This window comes from Glycomyces rhizosphaerae, from assembly GCF_042647865.1.
Classification (GTDB): domain Bacteria; phylum Actinomycetota; class Actinomycetes; order Mycobacteriales; family Micromonosporaceae; genus Glycomyces; species Glycomyces rhizosphaerae.
On the sequence record NZ_JBHRWO010000021.1, the window covers coordinates 974,858 to 993,062 of the forward strand.

Here is an 18,205-nt window from a genome sequence, read left to right on the forward strand (position 1 = left end):
AGGAAACGATGACCGACGAACGCAGCCAATACGACGGCGCCACCGCCGACGCCACCGCCGACACCCAGCCGCGGCGGCGCAAGCGCGAGACCCCGCTCCTGATGGTGCACACCGGCACCGGCAAGGGGAAGTCCACCGCCGCGTTCGGGATGATGATGCGCGCGTGGAGCCAGGACTGGCCCATCGCGGTCTTCCAGTTCGTCAAGTCCGGCAAGTGGCGCGTCGGCGAGCAGGCCGCCGCCGAGAAACTCGGCGGCATCGACTGGTTCAAGATGGGCGACGGCTGGTCCTGGACCAGCCGCGACCCCGCCGAATCCGCCGACCTCGCCCGCGAAGGCTGGGAAGAGGTCAAGCGCTGCCTGGCCGAGGAACGCTACCGCTTCTACCTCCTCGACGAGTTCACCTACCCCATGAAGTGGGGCTGGGTCGACACCGCCGAAGTCGTTGAGGTCCTTCGTAACCGCACCGGCTGGCAGTACGTCATGATCACCGGCCGCGACGCTCCCGCCGAACTCGTCGAGGCCGCTGATCTCGTCACCGAGATGACCAAGGTCAAGCACCCGCTCGACCAGGGCTGGCGCGGCCAGAAGGGCATCGAATGGTGACCGTGCCGCGCCTCGTGGTCGCCGGGACCCGTTCGGGCTCCGGCAAGACCACTGTGGCCACCGGTCTCATGGCCGCCCTGCGCGGCCTGGGCCTGCGCGTCTCCGGACACAAGGTCGGCCCCGACTTCATCGACCCCGGCTACCACGCGCTGGCCAGCGGCCGGCCCCCGCGCAACCTGGACTCATTCATGCACGGACCCGACCTGATCGCGCCCCTGTTCGCGCACGGCGCGGCGGGCGCGGACGTGGCCGTGATCGAGGGTGTCATGGGCCTGTTCGACGGCCGGGCCGGAACCGACGAGGCCTCCACCGCTCACATCGCGAGGCTGCTCGACGCTCCCGTGCTGCTGGTCGTCGACGCCGCCTCGCAGTCGCGTTCGGTCGCCGCCGAGGTCCACGGCTTCGCCGGCTTCGACCCGTCGATCCGCATCGCCGGTGTGGTGCTCAACAAGGTGGCGTCCGACCGGCACGAGGCCATGCTGCGGGAGGCGCTGGCACCGTCGGGAATCCCGGTGGTCGGGGTGCTGCGGCGCAGCGAACGCGTCGCGACGCCTTCGCGGCACCTGGGGCTCGTTCCGGCGGCCGAACGACGAACCGAAGCCCTCGAACTCGTGGACACGCTCGGGCACAAGGTGAATGAGGGCATCGACCTTGAGGCGGTGCTGCGCCTCGCCCGCAGCGCACCCGCGCTCGACGCCGAACGCTGGCGGCCTCCCGCCGGCGTTGCCGACGTGACTCGCCCCGTCGTCGCCGTCGCGGGCGGCCCGGCCTTCACCTTCGTCTACACCGAACACCGCGAACTGCTCGAAGCGGCCGGGGCCGAGGTCGCCGATTTCGATCCGCTGCACGACGAGACCCTGCCCGAAGGGACCGTCGCGGCCTATCTCGGCGGCGGTTTCCCCGAGGCCTACGCGTCGGAACTGGCCGCCAACACCGGTCTCGCCGACGATCTGCGCGCGCTGTCGGCGTCAGGCGGTCCGATCGTGGCCGAGTGCGGCGGCCTGCTGTACCTGTGCCGCAGCCTCGACGGCGAGAAGATGGTCGGCCTGGTGCCCGCTGACGCCGAGTTCACCGATCATCTGGCCCTCGGGTACCGCACCGCCCGTGCCGCCTCGTCAGGGCCGCTCGGGCCGGAGGAGTTCGAGGTGCGCGGCCACGAGTTCCATCGCACCGTCGTGCGGCCGCGCGCGGGGAGCCGCCCGGCCTGGGACCTCGGGGACCACGGGCTGGAGGGTTTCAACAGCGGCGGCGTCCATGCCAGTTATCTCCATACGGCCTGGGCCGCGGCGCCGGAGATGGCACGGTTTCTACTGTCATACGCGCACCGCGAGGAGGAACTGGCATGAGCGGCACTCTCATCGGCATCGGCACCGGACCCGGCGACCCCGACCTCATCACCGTCAAGGGCCGCGACGGCCTGCTGCGAGCCGACCGCATCTTCGTGCCGGTCGCGGCCTCCTCGTCCCCGGACGAGCCCGGCTACGCCGAGCGCGTGGTCGCCCACCATGTGCCGCATGACAAGCCGATCCACCGCCTGGTGTTCGAACTCGACAAGGACCACCGGGACATCGCCTGGGCCAGGGCGGCCGACAAGGTGGCCGACGTGGTCGCCGCCGGAGGCACCGCCGCGTTCGCGACCATCGGCGACCCGAACGTCTACTCCACCTTCGCCTATCTGGCCCGCGAGGTCCGCCGCCTCGTCCCCGACGCCGCCGTGCGGACGATCCCGGGCATCACGGCCATGCAGGACCTGGCCTCGCGCACCGGCACGGTGCTGTGCGAGCACGACGAGCCGCTCCAGCTCATGCCGATGACCGCCGGGACCGGTCGCATCCGCGAGGCCGTCGCAGGCGGCGGCACGGTCGTCCTCTACAAGGGCGGCAGGAGGCTCCCGGAGATCAGGGCCGTGCTGGAGGAGGCCGGGGCGCTGGACCGCGCCGTGTTCGGCGCCCACCTGGGCCATGCCGATGAGGACGTCCGCTCCGAGGTGCCGCACGATCCCGCCCCTTACCTCTCGACCGTCATCGTCACCCCCGAACGACAGGAGCGAACGTGAGCGGCGCGAAGATCTGGTTCGTGGGCGCCGGCCCCGGCGCGGCCGACCTGCTGACCGTGCGGGCCGCGAAGGTCATCGGCGAGGCGAACATCGTCGTGTGGGCCTCCAGCCTGGTCCACGAGGACGTCCTCGACTACGTGCGCCCCGGCGCCGAGGTCCTGGACTCGAAGACGATGACGCTCGAAGACGTGCTCGACGTCTACCGCAGAGCCGCGACCGAGGGCCTGACCGTGGTCCGCCTGCATTCGGGCGACCCGTCCATCTACGGTGCGATGCAGGAGCAGTTGGAGGCCGTCGGCGCGCTGGACGCGGACATCGAGGTGGTCCCGGGGGTGACCTCGGTGGCCGCGACCGCAGCCGCGGTCGCGCGCGAGCTCACCATTCCCGAAGTGGCCCAATCGGTCGTGATGACCCGCATGGCCACCCGCACGCCCATGCCCGAAGGGGAGGACCTGGCCTCGTTCGCCCGCCACGGGACCACGCTCGCGCTGTTCCTGTCGGCGTCGCGGCCCAAGCGGCTCCAGGCCGAACTGCTGGCCGGCGGGTACGCGCCCGAGACGCCGTGTGTGGTCGGCTACCGCGTGACCTGGCCGGAGGAGCGCATCGAGACCTGCCGGCTCGACGAACTGGCCGCGACGATCCGGGCCATGAAGGTCACCATGCACACCCTGGTTCTCGTCGGCCCCGCGCTCGGCGCCCAGGGCACCCGCAGCCACCTGTACTCGCCGGGCTTCGCCCATACCCACCGTCCAGCGAGGACGGCGTGAGCGAAGGCCCCGAGCGTTCCTTCCCGTCCCGGCTTCCCAAGCGCGCCAAGGCCGGGCCGGTACACGTCGACCGCGCCTCCCCGCCCCCGTCCGCGCCGCGGGACCTGGTCGAACCCGACTTGCCACGCACCGCGAAGGTCCGCGACGGCAAGGCCTTGCGCACCGGCTTCACCACGGGCGCGTGCGCGACCGCCGCGGCCAAGGCCGCGATCCTGCTGCTCGCCACCGGGAAACGCAGTAGCACAGTGGACGTGTGGCTGCCGGTCGGCCGCCGCGTCGAGTTCGCGGTGGACCGCTGCGAGACGTTCGGCGACGCCGCCGAGGCGGTAGTGGTCAAGGATGCCGGGGACGATCCGGACGTCACCAACGGCGCGCATCTGACCGCCACGGTCGCCTGGAGCGATGAGCCCGGCGTCCACCTCTACGGCGGCGACGGCGTCGGTGTCGTGACCCGGCCCGGCCTGGGCCTGGAGGTCGGCGGGCCGGCGATCAACGGCACGCCCAGGCAGATGATCCGCATCACCGTCGAGGAGGTCTGCGACCCGTATCGCGACCGCGGCGTCGACGTGGTGGTCTCGGTGCCGGAGGGCGAGCGGATGGCCAAGCGGACCACCAACGCGCGCTTGGGCATCCTCGGCGGCATCTCGATACTCGGCACCACGGGCATCGTCCGTCCCTTCTCGACTGCCGCATGGCGGGCCTCGGTGCTCCAAGCGGTCGACGTCATGGCCGCCTCGAACCTGGACACCTGCGTGCTCACCACGGGCGGTCGGACCGAGCGGGCCGCGATCGGCCTCATGCCGGGCCTGGACGAGGTCTGCTTCACCGAGGTCGGCGACTTCACCGGTGCCGCCGTCGAACGCTGCGTCGAGGCCGGTCTGCGACGCCTCGTCTTCGTCGGCATGGCCGGCAAGCTGGCCAAGCTCGGCGCCGGGGTCATGATGACCCACTACACCAAGTCGCGAGTGGACACCGGCTACCTGGCCGAGGTGACGGCGCGGGCGGGCGGCGACGCCTCCCTGGTGGCAGCGGTCGGCAAGGCCAACACCGGTCGCCACGCCTACGAACTGTGGTCGCAGGATGGCCTGTTGGCGGCTGCCGGGGACACCCTCTGCGACGATGTCTCCGTCAACCTGGCCGTCTGGGCTCGGCATTGCGGCGGCGAACTCGAAGTCGACGCGGTCATGGTCGATTTCGACGACCTGAACCCCGTCGCCTGGAGCACCCGGGCCCCTGAACGCCTCGCCGCGACCGGAACCGATCCGGACCTGTGGAGGCGGCCATGACCGCCCCGGTGATCCTGATCGGCGTCGGCCCCGACGGCCGCCTGGCCCGCCCGATTCCCCAAGAAGCCCAAGCCGTCGCGGGCGGCAAGCGGCACCTCGCCGCCCACGCACCCGGCACCGTGCCGACCATCCCGATCGCCGGCGATCTCGACGCGGTACTCGAGCGCATCGCCGCCGTTCCCGGCCCGGTCGCCGTCCTCGCCTCGGGCGACCCCGGCTGGTTCGGCATCCTCCGCCGCCTCGCCGAACTCGACCGGCCGCTCGAAGTGCACCCGGCCGCCTCCTCGGTCGCCGGAGCCTTCGCCAGAATCGGCATGACCTGGGAGGACGCCCACGTCGTCTCGGCCCACGGCCGCGACCCGCGTCCCGCCCTCGCCACGGCCCTCGCCGGAGCCAAGGTCGCGATCCTGACCGACACCGAGAGCACCCCCACCGCCTTCGCCCAAGCGCTCCTCGACTCCGGCTGCGGCCCAAGAATGGTCGTCGTCGCCGCCCGACTCGGCCACGAAGACGAGACCATCGTCCACTGTGATGTCGCCGAAGCCGCGGGCCGCGAATTCGCCGACCCGAACGTCATGCTGATCCTCGACCACGCCGACACCGCCGGACCGACACTCCTGGCCCACAGCCGAACCGCCACCCGCTGGGGCCGTCCGGTCGAGGACTTCGAGCACCGCGACGGGCAGATCACCAAGCCCGCCGTGCGCGCCGCCGCACTCGCCGCGCTCGGTCCGGGACCCGGACGCCTGCTCTGGGACATCGGCTGCGGATCCGGAAGCGTCGCCGTCGAAGCCGCCACCCTCGCTGCGGGAGTCATCGCCATCGACGACGATGCGGCCCAAGTGGAACGGACCCGCGCCAACGCCGCGGCCCACGATGTCCGGCTCGGAGTCGTGCACGGCCGCGCCCCGGCCGCGCTCGCGTCGCTGCCCGACCCCGACGCCGTGTTCATCGGCGGGGGAGGGGCCGACCTCGAAACGATCATCGACGTCGCGACGGCCCGCTGCCGCGACCGGATCGTCATCGCGCTGGCCACGATCGAACGCGTCGGGCCGGTCATGAACCGGCTCGGAGCAGCCGGTTGGGCCGCGAGCGGCCAGCTCATCGAAGTCGCCGACCTCGTGCCCCTCGGCGGCGGCCACCGCCTCGCCCCGCGCAATCCCGTCCTGCTCGTCCAAGGAGTACACCCGTGACCCCACCGCGAGAAGCGCGTGAGAGCGCACCGCCCGCGATCGAGTCGGAGGCCGCGCCCGCGGCGAAGGCGCCCAAGGCGCACGCCTCGAAAGCGGTGCCCGCAGCCGGGCCGACCACCCGAACTCGAACAGTCGTGCTCGCGGCCACCGAGACCGGCCGCCGCCTCGGCGCCGACCTCGCCGCCCACCTCGGCGGCGAGCACCGCACCGGACGCCCACGTGACCTTCTCGCCGAGGTCTGGGGCGAAGCCGAGGCGCTCGTCCTCGTCATGGCCACCGGCGCGGCGGTCAGGCTCATCGCCCCGCACTTGTCCGACAAGCGAACCGACCCCGCCGTCGTCTGCGTCGACGACGCCGGCCGTTTCGCCGTCAGCCTCTGCGGCGGCCACGAAGGCGGTGCGAACGCCCTGGCCGACCGCGTCGCCGCCCACCTCAACGCGACTCCGGTCGTCACGACCGCTTCAGAGGCCGCAGGGCTGCCCAGTCTCGGATCGCTCGGCGAGCGCTTCGGCGTCCGGGCCGAGGGCGACCTCGCCGCCGTCGGCGGCCACGTCCTGGCCGGTGGCCCCGTCCGGGTCGAGCGCGACCTTCCCTGGCCGCTCGGACCCGTCCCGGCCCCGGTCACCTCCGATCCGACCGCGCCGCTCCTGCGCGTCAGCGACCGTATTGCGGCCGTTCAGGTCCCCACCGTCTTCTATCGGCCTCCCTCGCTCGTCATCGGCATCGGCTCCTCCCGCGGCGTCACCGCCGCCGAGGTCGGCGACCTCATCGATCAGGCCCTCGCCGACGCCGGGCTCTCCCCACTCGCCGTCCACACCGCCGCCACGGTCGACCTCAAGGCCGATGAGGACGGGATCAACGAGGCCGTCGCCGCCCGCGGCTGGCCCGTCGTGCACCTTCCTTCTGAAACGCTCGCCGCCATCGAGGTTCCGAACCCGTCCGAGGTCGTTCTGGCCGCCGTCGGCACCCCCTCCGTGGCCGAAGCCGCCGCCCTCCACCTCGGCGGGGAACTCGTGGTCGCCAAGCGCCGCAGCCCCATGGCCACCGTCGCCGTCGCCCGCAGGCCCGCCCGAGGACGACTGGCCCTCGTCTCGCTCGGGCCCGGGGCCCCCGACCTCACCGCGCCGCGCGCCGCCGCGGAACTCGCCGCCGCCGAGGTCGTCATCGGCTACGGCCCCTACGTCGACCAGGCCGCCCGCTGGACCACCCGCGGCGCCGTCCTCGAAACCTTCGGTCTCGGCCAGGAGGTCGAACGCGCCGTACGCGCCGTCGAACTCGCCCGAGAGGGGCGCGCCGTCGCCTTGGTCGGCTCGGGCGATGTCGGCGTGTACGCGATGGCCTCCCCGACCATTGAACACGCGGGGTCCGACATCGACGTGGTCGTCGTGCCCGGCGTGACCGCCGCGCTCGCCGCCAGCGCGATCCTCGGCGCCCCCTTCGGCCACGACCACTGCTCGATCTCCCTGTCGGACTTGATGACCCCGTGGGAGCTGATCGAGGAGCGGGTCGAGGCCGCCGCGCGCGCCGACCTGGCGATCGCCTTCTACAACCCGCGCAGCGCCGGCCGCGACTGGCAGCTGGCCCGGGCCCGCGAGATCCTGCTGCGCCACCGCGACCCGCAGACCCCGGTGGGCATCGTCCGCGACGCGGAGCGGCCCGGCCAGTCGGTCACCGTGACGACCCTCGGCGACCTGGACGTCGCGGCGGTCCAGATGACCACCCTGGTCCTGGTGGGCACCAGCCGGACCCGCATGGCGGCCGGCCGCATGGTCACGCCCCGCGGCTACAAGAGCGAGGTCGCGTGATGGACGGGCCCTTCGTCGTGACGACCGCGTGCACCGCCTGCGGGGCGTGCCTGCGCACCTGCCCCGAGCGCTGCCTGCGTCCCACACCAGGTGGCCGGACCCCGCTGCTGGTGCTCGCCGACCGCTGCACCGGCTGCGGCGAGTGCGCCGAGGTGTGTCCGGCCGAGGCGATCCGGCCGCTCGCGGAGGTGATCCGGTGAGGCGCATGGGACGCGACCGCGTGCACCCGATCGAGGCCGAGAGCATGCGCATCCTCGCCTCCCGAGTGGACCTCTCACACTTGAAGCCGTTGAGTCGGGCCGTGACCGAGCGCGTCATCCACTCCGCGGCGGACATTCGCTACGCCGAGGACCTGGTGCTCGACGAGGCCGCGCTCGAACGTGCCTGGACTGCCTTGCGCGACGGCGCCCCGATCGTCGCCGACAGCCGCATGGTCGCCGCCGGGATCACCAGCGTCGCGGTCGAGGTGCCGCTGACCTGGGACGGCGTGGCCGAGCGCGCCCGCGCGTCCGGCACCACCCGCAGCGCCGCCGCGATCGAGTCCGCCTGCGAGCGTTTCGGTCCCGGCACGATCTGGGTGGTCGGCAACGCGCCCACCGCGCTCGAGGCGGTCATCGCCCGCGCCCCCGACCCGGCGCTCGTCGTCGGCCTGCCGGTGGGCTTCGTCGGCGCTGTCGAGTCCAAGTCGCACCTGCGCGACTCCGGACTGCCGGCGGTCTCGAACCGCTCCGAACTCGGCGGTTCGGCCGTGGCCGCCGCGGCCGTGAACGCCCTGCTCTACACCGCCTCCCTGGGATCGGGTTCGAGCCCGCCGGTGATCGCCCCTCAACCTTCCACACCTACCTACCTTGAGGAGCGCCCATGAGCCACCAGTTGATGATCGTCGCCCACGGCACCACCGACCCGGCCGGCCAGGCCGAGTCGTTCGAGCTGCTGGAGGAGGTCCGCGCCCTGCGCCCGAACCTCCGCGCCGACCTGTCCTTTCTGGAGCTGTGCCCGCCGCCCATCAGCGAGGCCGTCGCGGCGGCCGTCGCCGACGGGGTCGACCGCATGACCATCCAGCCCCTGGTCCTGCTCGGTGCGGGCCACGCCAAGGGCGACGTCCCGGCCGCCATCGCCGCCGAGCGCGACCGGCACCCGCACGTCACCTTCACTTACGGCGCGCCGCTGGGCATCCGGCCCGAGATCCTGGAGCTGACCGATCGGCGTCTGCGCGAGGCCGTCCCCGAATCCGAACGCGAGGAGACCGCCGTCATCCTCATCGGACGCGGCACCTCCGACCCCGACGCCAACGGCGACCTGTTCAAGGCCGCCCGCCTGCTCTGGGAGGGCCGCCCCTGGCCGATCGTCGAGGCCGGCTTCGTCAGCCTCGCCCAGCCCTCGGTGCCCGAGTCGCTCGAACGCTGCCGCGCCTTGGGCGCCAAGCGGATCGCACTGCTGCCGTACTTCCTGTTCACCGGCGTCCTGGAGCGGCGCATCCGTGAGCAGACCCACGAATGGGCCGCCGCCAACCCCGACGTCGCCGTCATCGACGCGCCCTACCTCGGCCCCGACCGGGCCGTCGCCGAAGCCCTGCTGGCCCGCGCGGACGAAACCGAGTCCGGGCAGGTCCGCGTCAACTGCGACACCTGCCAGTACCGGGTCGCCCTGCCGGGCTTCGAACACCGCGTCGGCGCACCCCAGACGCTCCACTACCACCCGGACGACCCGGGCACCCACGCCCACCACCACGGCGACCACACCCACGACCACCACAATCAGCACCACGCGGAGCGCGCTCAATGACCCTCCACCTCGTCCTCGGCGGCACCCGCTCGGGCAAGAGCGCCCGCGCCGAGCAACTTGCCGCCGCGAGCGGCGGCCCCGTCGCCTACGTCGCGACCGGCAAGGCCGACGACCCCGAGATGACCGAGCGGGTCCGCCGCCACCGCAGCCGCCGCCCCGCCGACTGGCAGACGCTCGAGACCACCGACCTCCCCACGACGCTAAGGGAACTGCCCCCGGAACACTGCGTCCTGGTTGACGACCTCGACGGCTGGGTCACCGAGCAGATGGGCCGGACGGGGCTGTGGACCGAGGACGAGGTGGCCGGACTCGGTGAAGCCGGACGTGCCGCCTGGGACCGGGTCCTGGCCGACGCCCGAGTCTGGCGCGACCTCGCTGCGGCCCGCCCGGCCCCGGTGATCGTCGCCGCCGGCCAGAGCAACCTCGGCCTGATCCCGCCGCACGCCTCGACTCGGCGCTGGCTGGACCTGCACGGCGAAGTGGTGCAGACCCTCAGCTCGCACGCCGGTCAATGCGAACTCGTCGTCGCGGGCCGCGCGATCCCGCTGCCGACCCCGGACGGACCGGTTCCCGCGATCCCTCTCATCGACGAACCCTGCGTCCAGGAAGAAGGCCTCGGCTCCGCTTCCGAAGGGCGCCATGAGATCCCAGCGGCAGGCGAACCCTGGCTGCGCGACCACGGCGACACACAGGTCCCCGCAGGCGCGATCGACCTGGCGGTCAACGTCCTCGAAGGACCCCCGACATGGCTGGCCGACCGCCTGACCCGGGCCGCCGCCGACCTCGCCGCCTACCCCGACCAGCGCGCCGCCCGCGAAGCCGCAGCGGCCCGGCACGGCCGCGACGCCGCCGAATGCCTTCTGCTCAACGGCGCGGCCGAGGCGTTCTGGCTGCTCGCCCAGGTCCTGAAGCCCCGCCTCGCCGCCATCGTGCACCCGACCTTCACCGAAGGCGAAGCGGCCCTGCGCGCGGCCGGCGTCCACGTCCATCGAGTCTTCCGCGAACCCGAGCACTGGCGACTCGACCCGGCCGACGTCCCGGACGAGGCCGACTTCGTCCTCATCACCCGCCCCGACAACCCCACCGGCGCGCTCGATCCCGTGGCCGTGATCGAACAGCTCTGCCGCCCAGGCAGAATCACCGTCATCGACGAGGCCTTCGCGGACTTTCTCCCGGACGGCGGCGACCTGGCCGCCCGAGCCGACCTGCCCGGCCTCGTGGTCGTCCGCAGCCTGACCAAGCTCTGGGGCATCGCGGGTCTGCGAGTCGGCTATCTCCTGACCGATGCGACCACCGTCGCCCGCCTCGACGCCGCCCGCCAACCCTGGCCGGTCAGTTCCCTTGCCCTCGAGGCGATCGAAGCCTGCGTCGCGGCCGAGAACGAACGCCTCGAACGCGCCCGCCGCGTCGCCCGCGAACGCGAAGCGCTCCTGGCCGCCCTGGCCGACATCCCCGGCCTGCGAACCTGGCCCGCGTCGGCCAACTTCGTGCTCATCCGCACCGAGCTGCCCGACCTGCGCGAAAGGCTGCTCGCCGACGGCCTGGCCCTGCGCCGCGGCGACACCTTCCCTGGACTCGATCCCCACCACCTCCGCATCGCCGTTCGGGACGAACCCACCACAGAACGACTCCGAGCAGCGATCATCCGCAACGTGAAAGGCGCGACATGAACGACCTCGCCACCCTCGTCGAAGCCGTTGAACCCATCGAAGACCGATTCGCCCTCATGGCCGTCCAGCGCCACCACGGCCTCGCCAAACCCCAAGGGAGCCTGGGCCGCCTCGAAACCCTCGCCGCCCAGCTGGCCGCCATCGCCCGGGTCTGCCCGCCGCCCGCCGTCGACAACCCCGGCCTCATCATCGCCGCCGGCGACCACGGCGTCCACGCCCAAGGGGTGAGCCCGTGGCCGCAGGAGATCACGACGCTCATGGTCGAGAGCTTCTGCGCCGGTCGCGCCAGCGCGAACGCCATCGCCGCCGCCTGCGGCATCCGCGTCGCAGTGCTCGACGCCGGGATCGCCAAGCCGCCGGCCGACCACCCGGTGATCCGCTCGGCCGCCATCATGAACGGCACCCGCGACCTGCGGATCGAACCGGCGATGACCGTGGACGAATGCACTGCCGCGATCCTGGCCGGAGCGTCCCTCGCCGACCACATGATCGACACCGGAGCGGACCTGATCGCCCTGGGGGACATGGGCATCGCGAACACGACCCCGTCGGCGGCCCTCATCGCGGCGTTCACCGGACAGAGCCCTGAGCTGGTGACGGGCCGCGGCACGGGCATCGACGACCGCACGCTAGACCTGAAGAAGACCGTGGTCGCCGACGCGCTGGCCCGGCACGGCGAGGACCGGGACCCGCTGCGGACCCTGGCCTCCATCGGCGGCCTCGAACACGCCGCACTCGCCGGAGTCGCGCTCGCCGCCGCGGCCCGGCGCGTCCCGGTCCTGCTGGACGGGGTCAACACGGTGGCCGCCGCCCTCGCGGCGGCCGCGCTGTGCCCCGACGTCCTCGGACACCTGATCGCGGGCCACCGGTCGGTGGAGCCCGGGGCGTCGGCGGGCCTGGCTCACCTTGGCCTCGAACCGATCCTCGACCTGGAGCTGCGCCTCGGGGAAGGCACGGGCGCGCTCTTGGCCGTCCCGATCATCCGCAGCGCCGCCGCGGTCCTGCGTGAAGTGGCGGGTTTGGACGAACTCGGCACGTGATGAAGGCGCTCCGAGCCCTGACCGGTGCCCCGCTGCGCGACGCCCTCGGCTTCCTGACGGTCCTCCCGGTCCGCGGAAGATGGCCCCTGGGTCGCGCGGCGGTGGCGGCGTTCCCGTTGGCGGGAATGGTCATCGGCTCGGCCTGGGCGGCGGCGGCCTTCCTCGGGCTCCATATCGGAGGACCACTGGCGGCCGCCGCGCTGGTGCTCGCGGTCGACTTCGCGATCACGGGCGGCCTGCACCTCGACGCCGTCGCCGACACCGCGGACGGCCTGGCCAGTCACCGTCCACCTGACCGGGTAGGCGAGGTCATGAAGGACCCGAGAATCGGCGCGGTAGGCGCGGCCGCACTGATAACCACCCTGATACTCCGCTTCGCCCTGCTGGCGGCGCTCATAGGGGCCCCGGATACCTGGCCCGCCATCGCCCTGGCCCCGGTCGCGGGTCGCCTAGCGCTCGTCAGCCTACTGAGGACCGCCAGGCCGAGAAGAGACTCCCTGGCAAAGAGCCCGGCCAAAGCCGCCACTGGCGGAGCCCTCGCGATTGCGGCGATCGTGACCGTTGCCGCGGCTCTGGCAACAGCCGCAACCACTCCCGAAACCTGGCCGATCACCCTGGCGGCCATAGCAATCGCGATGGCAGTGGTTCACACGACCGCTCGCTACTGGAACCGCCGACTAGGCCAGGCCGGAGACATCCTAGGCGCTGCAGCCATCCTCGCCGAAATCACCACCTTGGCGGTCCTGGCGGGTTTCTGAGCTCCACTGGGCCGAGTCCACGAATCCGGTTTCCAGTCGAGGAGGACATGCGGCGAGTGAAACGCCTGGTGGCTCAACGCGGGCTTATGATGGCCGCGGGAGGCGGGCATGAGTGGACTGACACCGGGGTTTCAGGGTCGTCGGAGGATCGAGAGCGACCGGGTGCCGCCGGGGCAGTACCTGACAGAGGACTTTCCGGTGCTCAGCGCGGGGCCGACGCCATCGATCGACATCGCCGAGTGGACCTTCACCGTCGTCGCCGAGACCGGGGAGCGGCACGCGTGGGACTGGGACCAGTTCGCCGCGCTCGCCCAGGAGACGCGCACCGTCGACATCCATTGCGTCACCAGATGGTCCAAACTCGACACCACTTGGCGGGGCGTATCCGTCGACACGCTGCTCGCCGAGGTCGAGACCGCCGCGGACTTCGCCGTCGTCCATTCCTTCGACGGGTACACGACCAACGTGCCGCTGGACGACATCATCGACGGCCAGGCGTGGGTGGTCACCGAGTACGAGGGCGAGCCGCTCGCGGCCGAACACGGCGGGCCCGCCCGGTTCCTGCTGCCGCACCTGTACTTCTGGAAGTCCGCGAAATGGGTTTCGGGGATCACGCTGCATGACGAGGACAATCCGGGGTTCTGGGAGCGGGCCGGCTACCACGATTACGGCGATCCCTGGCTCGAACAGCGCTACCAGTCGGGCTGGTGACCGCGATGTGGCAGAAAGCCCGCCTGGTCGGGCGCAGGGTGGAGACCGCTTCGGCGACAACGCTGGTGTTCGAACCTGAGCAGTGGGACGGGCACCTGGCCGGGCAGCACGCGGACATTCGCTTGACGGCCGACGACGGATACCAGGCCGTCCGCTCCTATTCGCTCGCCGCGCCGGCCGAGGACGGCCGGGTCGAGTTCACGATTCAGCGCGTACACGGCGGCGAGGTCTCCGGGTACCTCTGCGACGACCTGCCCGAGGGCGCCTACGCCGAGATCAGAGGACCGGTCGGCGGCTGGTTCGTCTGGCGGGAGGCCGACACGCGACCGGTCCTGCTCATCGCGGGCGGATCGGGCATCGTCCCGCTCCAGTCGATGATCCGCCGGCGTCGCGCCGTGGCCTCGCGCGTCCCGTTCCGGCTGCTGTACTCGGTGCGCACACCGGCGGAGGTCATCTACGCCGATGAGCTGGCCCGCCCGCCGCGCGGTGACGACGGGGTCGAGACGACCCTGCTCTACACCCGGGAGGCGCCGACGAACACCCGGCGTGGGACCGGCCGCATCGGCGTCGCCGACATCACCGCGCACGGCTGGCCGCCCGAGTTCGAGCCCGCGTGCTTCGTCTGCGGGCCGGCCGGTTTCGTCGAGACCGCCGCCAAGATCCTCATCGCCCTCGGCCACGACTCGCACCGGATCAAGACCGAACGCTTCGGCTGACCAGGAGGACACGATGAACGACCACGTCGACGGCAACATGCTCGCCGGAGCGCTCTGGCAGGTCTTTCGCCCCGACATCACCGCTGCCCAAGCCCGCTGCGCCGGCTGCGGCATGGTCGGCCCGGTGGCGGGCCTCCACGTCTACACCGACGCCCCCGGCGCCGTGGCCCGCTGCGCCCGATGCCAACAGGTGAATCTGCAGGTCGTGCAGAGCCCGACTGACCTGTGGCTCAGCACTTCGGGTCTGTCCTATCTCCGCTTCCGCGCCCCAGGGCGGTGACGTAGCCGGCCCCGCACGCTCAGTCTGAGTCGGGCGGGACTCGACGAGCGCGGCAGTGACTCCGGCCCGGGCCACCGCCTCGTCGAATTCCACGAATGGTGCAGACATCGGGCGTCACCTCCGTCGCTCGTCAGACACCTTGCGCACCAACCTGTTCGAGTTCGCCATGACGAATTCATGACGTTTTCCGATTCGGTGGCGGGACCCTGGGGTCGTCAGCGTTGCCCCATCGCAACGCAACACCTGCCGCACCCACACTCCTCGCGCTCGGAGGTCCCATGCCCATGCAGCCGCTGTCCCCCAACGACCCCACCCGAATCGGTCCCTACCGGGTCTTCGCCGAGCTGGGCCGCGGAGCGATGGGGCGGGTCCTGCTCGGCGCCGGGCCGGACGGCCGACCGGTCGCCGTCAAGGTGATCCGCGAATGGCTCGCCGAAGAGGAGGAGTTCCGGGCCCGGTTCCGCGAAGAGGTCAGCAAGTCCCGCAAGATCTCCGGTCAGTACACCGCGGCACTGGTCAAGGCCGGGCCCGACGATCCCGTCCCCTGGCTCGCCTCCGAATTCCTCCGCGGCCCGACCCTCGGCGTCGCCATCGAGGCCACCGGCCCCCTCCCTGAAGACGCGGTCCTCCGCCTGGCCGCCGGGCTCGCCTCCGCCCTCGACTCCATCCACGAGGCAGACGTGATCCATCGCGACCTCAAGCCGGGCAACGTCATCCTGGAAGCGGACGGCCCCCGGGTCATCGACTTCGGCATCGCCCGCGCCGCCGACGGCGGCAGCTCCGAACTCACCCGAACCGGTGCCGTCATCGGCACCCCAGGGTTCATGTCGCCCGAACAGGCCTTGTCGGAACCGATCACCGCCGCCTCGGACATGTTCTCGCTCGGGTCGGTGCTCGTCATGGCCTGCAACGGAAACAGTCCGTTCGCGACCTCGTCCACCTTGCGCACCTTGAACAACGTGGTTCGTGCCGAGGCCGACCTGTCCGGCTTGCCCGAACGGGTCCGCGCCGTCGTCTCCCGTTGCCTGGCGCTCGATCCGGCCGACCGCCCCACACCGACCGAGCTCCTGGAACTCCTCGGGCCGATCCCACCGACCTCCAACCCCTGGCCCGACGCCGTGTCCGCCCTCGCGGCCGAACAACACCGCGAACTGGAGCGCCTCCTCGACCACGCAGGCGAGGACCCCACCCTCATCGACAACGGCCCGACCCTGAACACCGACCCGAGCCAGCGCACGTGGGTCGAGCCGCCGTCAGCGGCGAAGTCCGAGCCGCCGGTCGACGAGCCGGTCTCGCCGCCCCGAGTCACGACCGACGCCAAGCGGTCATCCTCGCCGCCTCCGAAACAACCCTCTGCACCACCGCCGAACCGGCCGACCACGCCTCAGGAAAAGTCCCCCGGCAGCTCCGAATCGAATGCCGGCGCAGTGGCCGTGCTGGTCTTCGTCGCCATCGTCGCCGCGATCTTCCTGTGGGACAAGGCAAACGAAAACGACGAAGCCCCAGAAGACAACACCGGGACCATGCAAGAGGAGTACGTGCAGGAATGCCAGGACGACGGCTACTCCGCATCGGCATGCTCGGTGTCCTGGGGCAACGACAGCTCATCCACATGGACCGGTTATCTCTACGGCGACGAGGCGTATACCGGCGAGCCGACCGACTATGAGACCACCGAATCCGACGAGTCGAGTCAGTACGAGGTGTACGTCGAAGAGTGTCAATACGACGGCTACACCGAGTCGCAGTGCGATACGTCCTGGTACGCCGACTCCGGATACCTCTGGACCGGGGAACTCTACGGCGACGACGGCGACTCGGGCGATTCGACCGAGTACGAGGCCCAGAAAGAGGCGTACCTCCAGGAATGCCAGAGTGCCGGCTACTCCGAATCGGAGTGCTCTACGTCCTGGCTTGGCGACCCGTCGTACACCTGGACCGGAGAGCTCTTCTACTGAGCGTCGTCCGGACTGGACCCGCGTCGTATGGCGAAGGCCCCCTGTCGAAATCGGCAGGGGACCTTCGCGCTCCTGGGGCGCGGAGCCCGAACGTGCATCGGCCCCTCACTGTGCGGTGAGCGGGTGCTAGCGCCAGGTGCTGTCCTTCTGGACGTGGTTGTTGTTCGTCATGACTCCTCCTCTCTCACGCTCGACTCGGTTCCGTTCGGTCCTCGGCGAGCGCCTGGGACCGCTCGGGAGCTTGCGGCTCGTCCGGTGTGGCGAGCCCGAAGACGAGGCCGATCACGACCGCGCCGAGTGAACCGGCGGCGCCGCACACCGCGATCGCCGCGGACGGTGACATCGCCTCGGCGAGGCCGCCGGCGATCACCATTCCCAGGCCCTGGGCGGTCTGGAGGCCCGCGGCGGCGAATCCGACGGCGCGGGCGCGCATCCCGTCCGGCACCAGCTGCACGAACCTGACCTGTGCGAGGACGAGGTAGCTCGACAGCAGACCGGACAGCGCCCACAGGGCGACCGTGCCCGGGAGGCCCGGCGCGACCAGCGTGGCGACCAACGGAAGTCCAGCGGCGAACGCGAGCGGCACCGTCAATCGCCGCCGCAGGCCCGTTCGGAGCCGGGCCACCAGCAGCGCGCCGACCACCATGCCGACGACGTCGGCCGCCATGAGCAGGCCGACGGCGGCCTCGCCTTCGCCGAGCTCAGCGGCGTACGGCGCGGCCATGGCCTCGGGGACGACGAAGAACCCGAACATCCAGACCAGCGAGGCCAGGCCCATCAGGTTCCGGTTCCCCGCCACCAGCCTGATCCCGGCGAGAGCGAATCCGCTTGCGCGCGAGGAGCTCCCGGCTGAATCGGGCTCGGGAAGATGGGGGCGCAGCCCCCAGCGCAGGAGCGCGGCCGAGACCAGGAACGAGACCGCGTCGAGCGCCAGCACCAGGTGCGGACTGCCGGTGGCCGCCACGATGACCCCGCCCAGGGCGAAGCCGGCGATCTGCGCGATGCCGTCGGTGGAGCTGCTGATGCTCATGCCGACTTGATAGCGGCCGTCCGGCAGCACCCTGGGGAGCGTGGCGATGCGGGCGGCCGAGAACAGGGGGTCGGGGCAGGACACCGCCACCACGAGGACGGCGAGCACCGGGAGCGGCACGGCCGGGATCGCCATGACCCCGATGAGCACCGCCCGCAGCACCTCGACGGTCCACATCACCGTCCGCCGTGGGTACCGGTCGGCCAGACCGGCCAACAGCGGAGCGACGAGCAAGGGCGGCAGGTACGTCGAGGCGTACACGAGCGCGGTGAGGGCCGCCGACGACGTCCGCTCGAACACCAGCAGCGCCAGCGCCACCCTGGCGAACTGGTCGCCGATGCGCGACTGCGTCTGGGCGATCCAGAGCACCCGGAACTCGCCGACGGCGAACACGTCGCGGAACCGGGCCGTCTGCGCTGCCATACCGCTCCTTTGGATGGTCCACGTCCCGCACAGGGCCCATCGGCCGGGGCGGACTGCGCCATTGAATCCCCTGTGGGCGTTGACGAGAAGAGGCCGTTGAACTACGTTGAACCGGTCCTCGG

Annotated in this window: 18 protein-coding genes; 17 read left to right on the top strand and 1 reads right to left on the bottom strand. The window is 71.7% G+C overall.

The window, feature by feature from the left end; translation table 11 throughout:
• Positions 1-8 precede the first annotated feature (8 nt).
• The 17 genes from cobO (at position 9) to ACFO8M_RS24800 (ending at position 16,630) form a co-directional block, all read left to right on the top strand.
• Positions 9-605 (top strand): cob(I)yrinic acid a,c-diamide adenosyltransferase, encoded by a 597-nt coding sequence (gene cobO, locus ACFO8M_RS24720; protein ID WP_387980468.1) that lies wholly within the window; start codon positions 9-11, stop codon positions 603-605.
• Positions 599-1,951, top strand: a complete 1,353-nt coding sequence (locus ACFO8M_RS24725; protein ID WP_387980470.1) for a cobyrinate a,c-diamide synthase — start codon at positions 599-601, stop codon at positions 1,949-1,951. Before cobO ends, ACFO8M_RS24725 begins: the two co-directional genes overlap by 7 nt.
• Positions 1,948-2,661 (top strand): precorrin-2 C(20)-methyltransferase, encoded by a 714-nt coding sequence (gene cobI, locus ACFO8M_RS24730; protein WP_387980471.1) that lies wholly within the window; start codon positions 1,948-1,950, stop codon positions 2,659-2,661. The genes ACFO8M_RS24725 and cobI overlap by 4 nt, the downstream gene beginning before the upstream one ends.
• Positions 2,658-3,428: a precorrin-4 C(11)-methyltransferase gene (gene cobM, locus ACFO8M_RS24735; protein ID WP_387980473.1), complete on the top strand. Its 771-nt coding sequence runs from the start codon at positions 2,658-2,660 to the stop codon at positions 3,426-3,428. The genes cobI and cobM overlap by 4 nt, the downstream gene beginning before the upstream one ends.
• A gap of 104 nt (positions 3,429-3,532) precedes the next feature.
• The gene (locus tag ACFO8M_RS24740) at positions 3,533-4,714 is read left to right on the top strand and encodes a cobalt-precorrin-5B (C(1))-methyltransferase (protein WP_387980807.1); all 1,182 of its coding nucleotides are present in this window, start codon (positions 3,533-3,535) and stop codon (positions 4,712-4,714) included.
• Complete coding sequence (gene cbiE, locus ACFO8M_RS24745; protein WP_387980475.1) at positions 4,711-5,907, top strand: precorrin-6y C5,15-methyltransferase (decarboxylating) subunit CbiE; 1,197 nt, start codon at positions 4,711-4,713, stop codon at positions 5,905-5,907. Before ACFO8M_RS24740 ends, cbiE begins: the two co-directional genes overlap by 4 nt.
• Positions 5,904-7,712 (top strand): precorrin-3B C(17)-methyltransferase, encoded by a 1,809-nt coding sequence (gene cobJ, locus ACFO8M_RS24750; protein WP_387980477.1) that lies wholly within the window; start codon positions 5,904-5,906, stop codon positions 7,710-7,712. Before cbiE ends, cobJ begins: the two co-directional genes overlap by 4 nt.
• Positions 7,712-7,912: a 4Fe-4S dicluster domain-containing protein gene (locus tag ACFO8M_RS24755; protein WP_387980479.1), complete on the top strand. Its 201-nt coding sequence runs from the start codon at positions 7,712-7,714 to the stop codon at positions 7,910-7,912. The genes cobJ and ACFO8M_RS24755 overlap by 1 nt, the downstream gene beginning before the upstream one ends.
• 5 nt (positions 7,913-7,917) lie before the next feature.
• On the top strand, positions 7,918-8,577 hold the full coding sequence (locus tag ACFO8M_RS24760) for a precorrin-8X methylmutase (RefSeq protein WP_387980481.1): 660 nt from the start codon (positions 7,918-7,920) through the stop codon (positions 8,575-8,577).
• Positions 8,574-9,497 (top strand): sirohydrochlorin chelatase, encoded by a 924-nt coding sequence (locus ACFO8M_RS24765; RefSeq protein WP_387980483.1) that lies wholly within the window; start codon positions 8,574-8,576, stop codon positions 9,495-9,497. The genes ACFO8M_RS24760 and ACFO8M_RS24765 overlap by 4 nt, the downstream gene beginning before the upstream one ends.
• On the top strand, positions 9,494-11,167 hold the full coding sequence (gene cobC / locus ACFO8M_RS24770) for an Rv2231c family pyridoxal phosphate-dependent protein CobC (protein ID WP_387980485.1): 1,674 nt from the start codon (positions 9,494-9,496) through the stop codon (positions 11,165-11,167). Before ACFO8M_RS24765 ends, cobC begins: the two co-directional genes overlap by 4 nt.
• On the top strand, positions 11,164-12,207 hold the full coding sequence (gene cobT / locus ACFO8M_RS24775; protein WP_387980487.1) for a nicotinate-nucleotide--dimethylbenzimidazole phosphoribosyltransferase: 1,044 nt from the start codon (positions 11,164-11,166) through the stop codon (positions 12,205-12,207). Before cobC ends, cobT begins: the two co-directional genes overlap by 4 nt.
• Positions 12,207-12,965, top strand: a complete 759-nt coding sequence (gene cobS, locus ACFO8M_RS24780) for an adenosylcobinamide-GDP ribazoletransferase (protein WP_387980808.1) — start codon at positions 12,207-12,209, stop codon at positions 12,963-12,965. Before cobT ends, cobS begins: the two co-directional genes overlap by 1 nt.
• A gap of 108 nt (positions 12,966-13,073) precedes the next feature.
• Positions 13,074-13,676, top strand: coding sequence for a sulfite oxidase-like oxidoreductase (locus ACFO8M_RS24785; RefSeq protein ID WP_387980489.1), 603 nt, complete (start codon positions 13,074-13,076; stop codon positions 13,674-13,676).
• Complete coding sequence (locus tag ACFO8M_RS24790; RefSeq protein ID WP_387980809.1) at positions 13,643-14,392, top strand: ferredoxin reductase; 750 nt, start codon at positions 13,643-13,645, stop codon at positions 14,390-14,392. The genes ACFO8M_RS24785 and ACFO8M_RS24790 overlap by 34 nt, the downstream gene beginning before the upstream one ends.
• Before the next feature lie 13 nt (positions 14,393-14,405).
• Positions 14,406-14,672, top strand: a complete 267-nt coding sequence (locus ACFO8M_RS24795) for a DUF6510 family protein (RefSeq protein ID WP_387980491.1) — start codon at positions 14,406-14,408, stop codon at positions 14,670-14,672.
• A gap of 278 nt (positions 14,673-14,950) precedes the next feature.
• Positions 14,951-16,630, top strand: a complete 1,680-nt coding sequence (locus ACFO8M_RS24800; RefSeq protein WP_387980493.1) for a serine/threonine-protein kinase — start codon at positions 14,951-14,953, stop codon at positions 16,628-16,630.
• A 184-nt stretch (positions 16,631-16,814) separates the two neighbouring features.
• Here ACFO8M_RS24800 and ACFO8M_RS24805 read toward each other — a convergent pair whose 3' ends face one another.
• Entirely contained in the window at positions 16,815-18,083 is a 1,269-nt protein-coding gene (locus tag ACFO8M_RS24805; RefSeq protein WP_387980495.1) for an MFS transporter, read from the bottom strand.
• Positions 18,084-18,205: the final 122 nt, after the last annotated feature.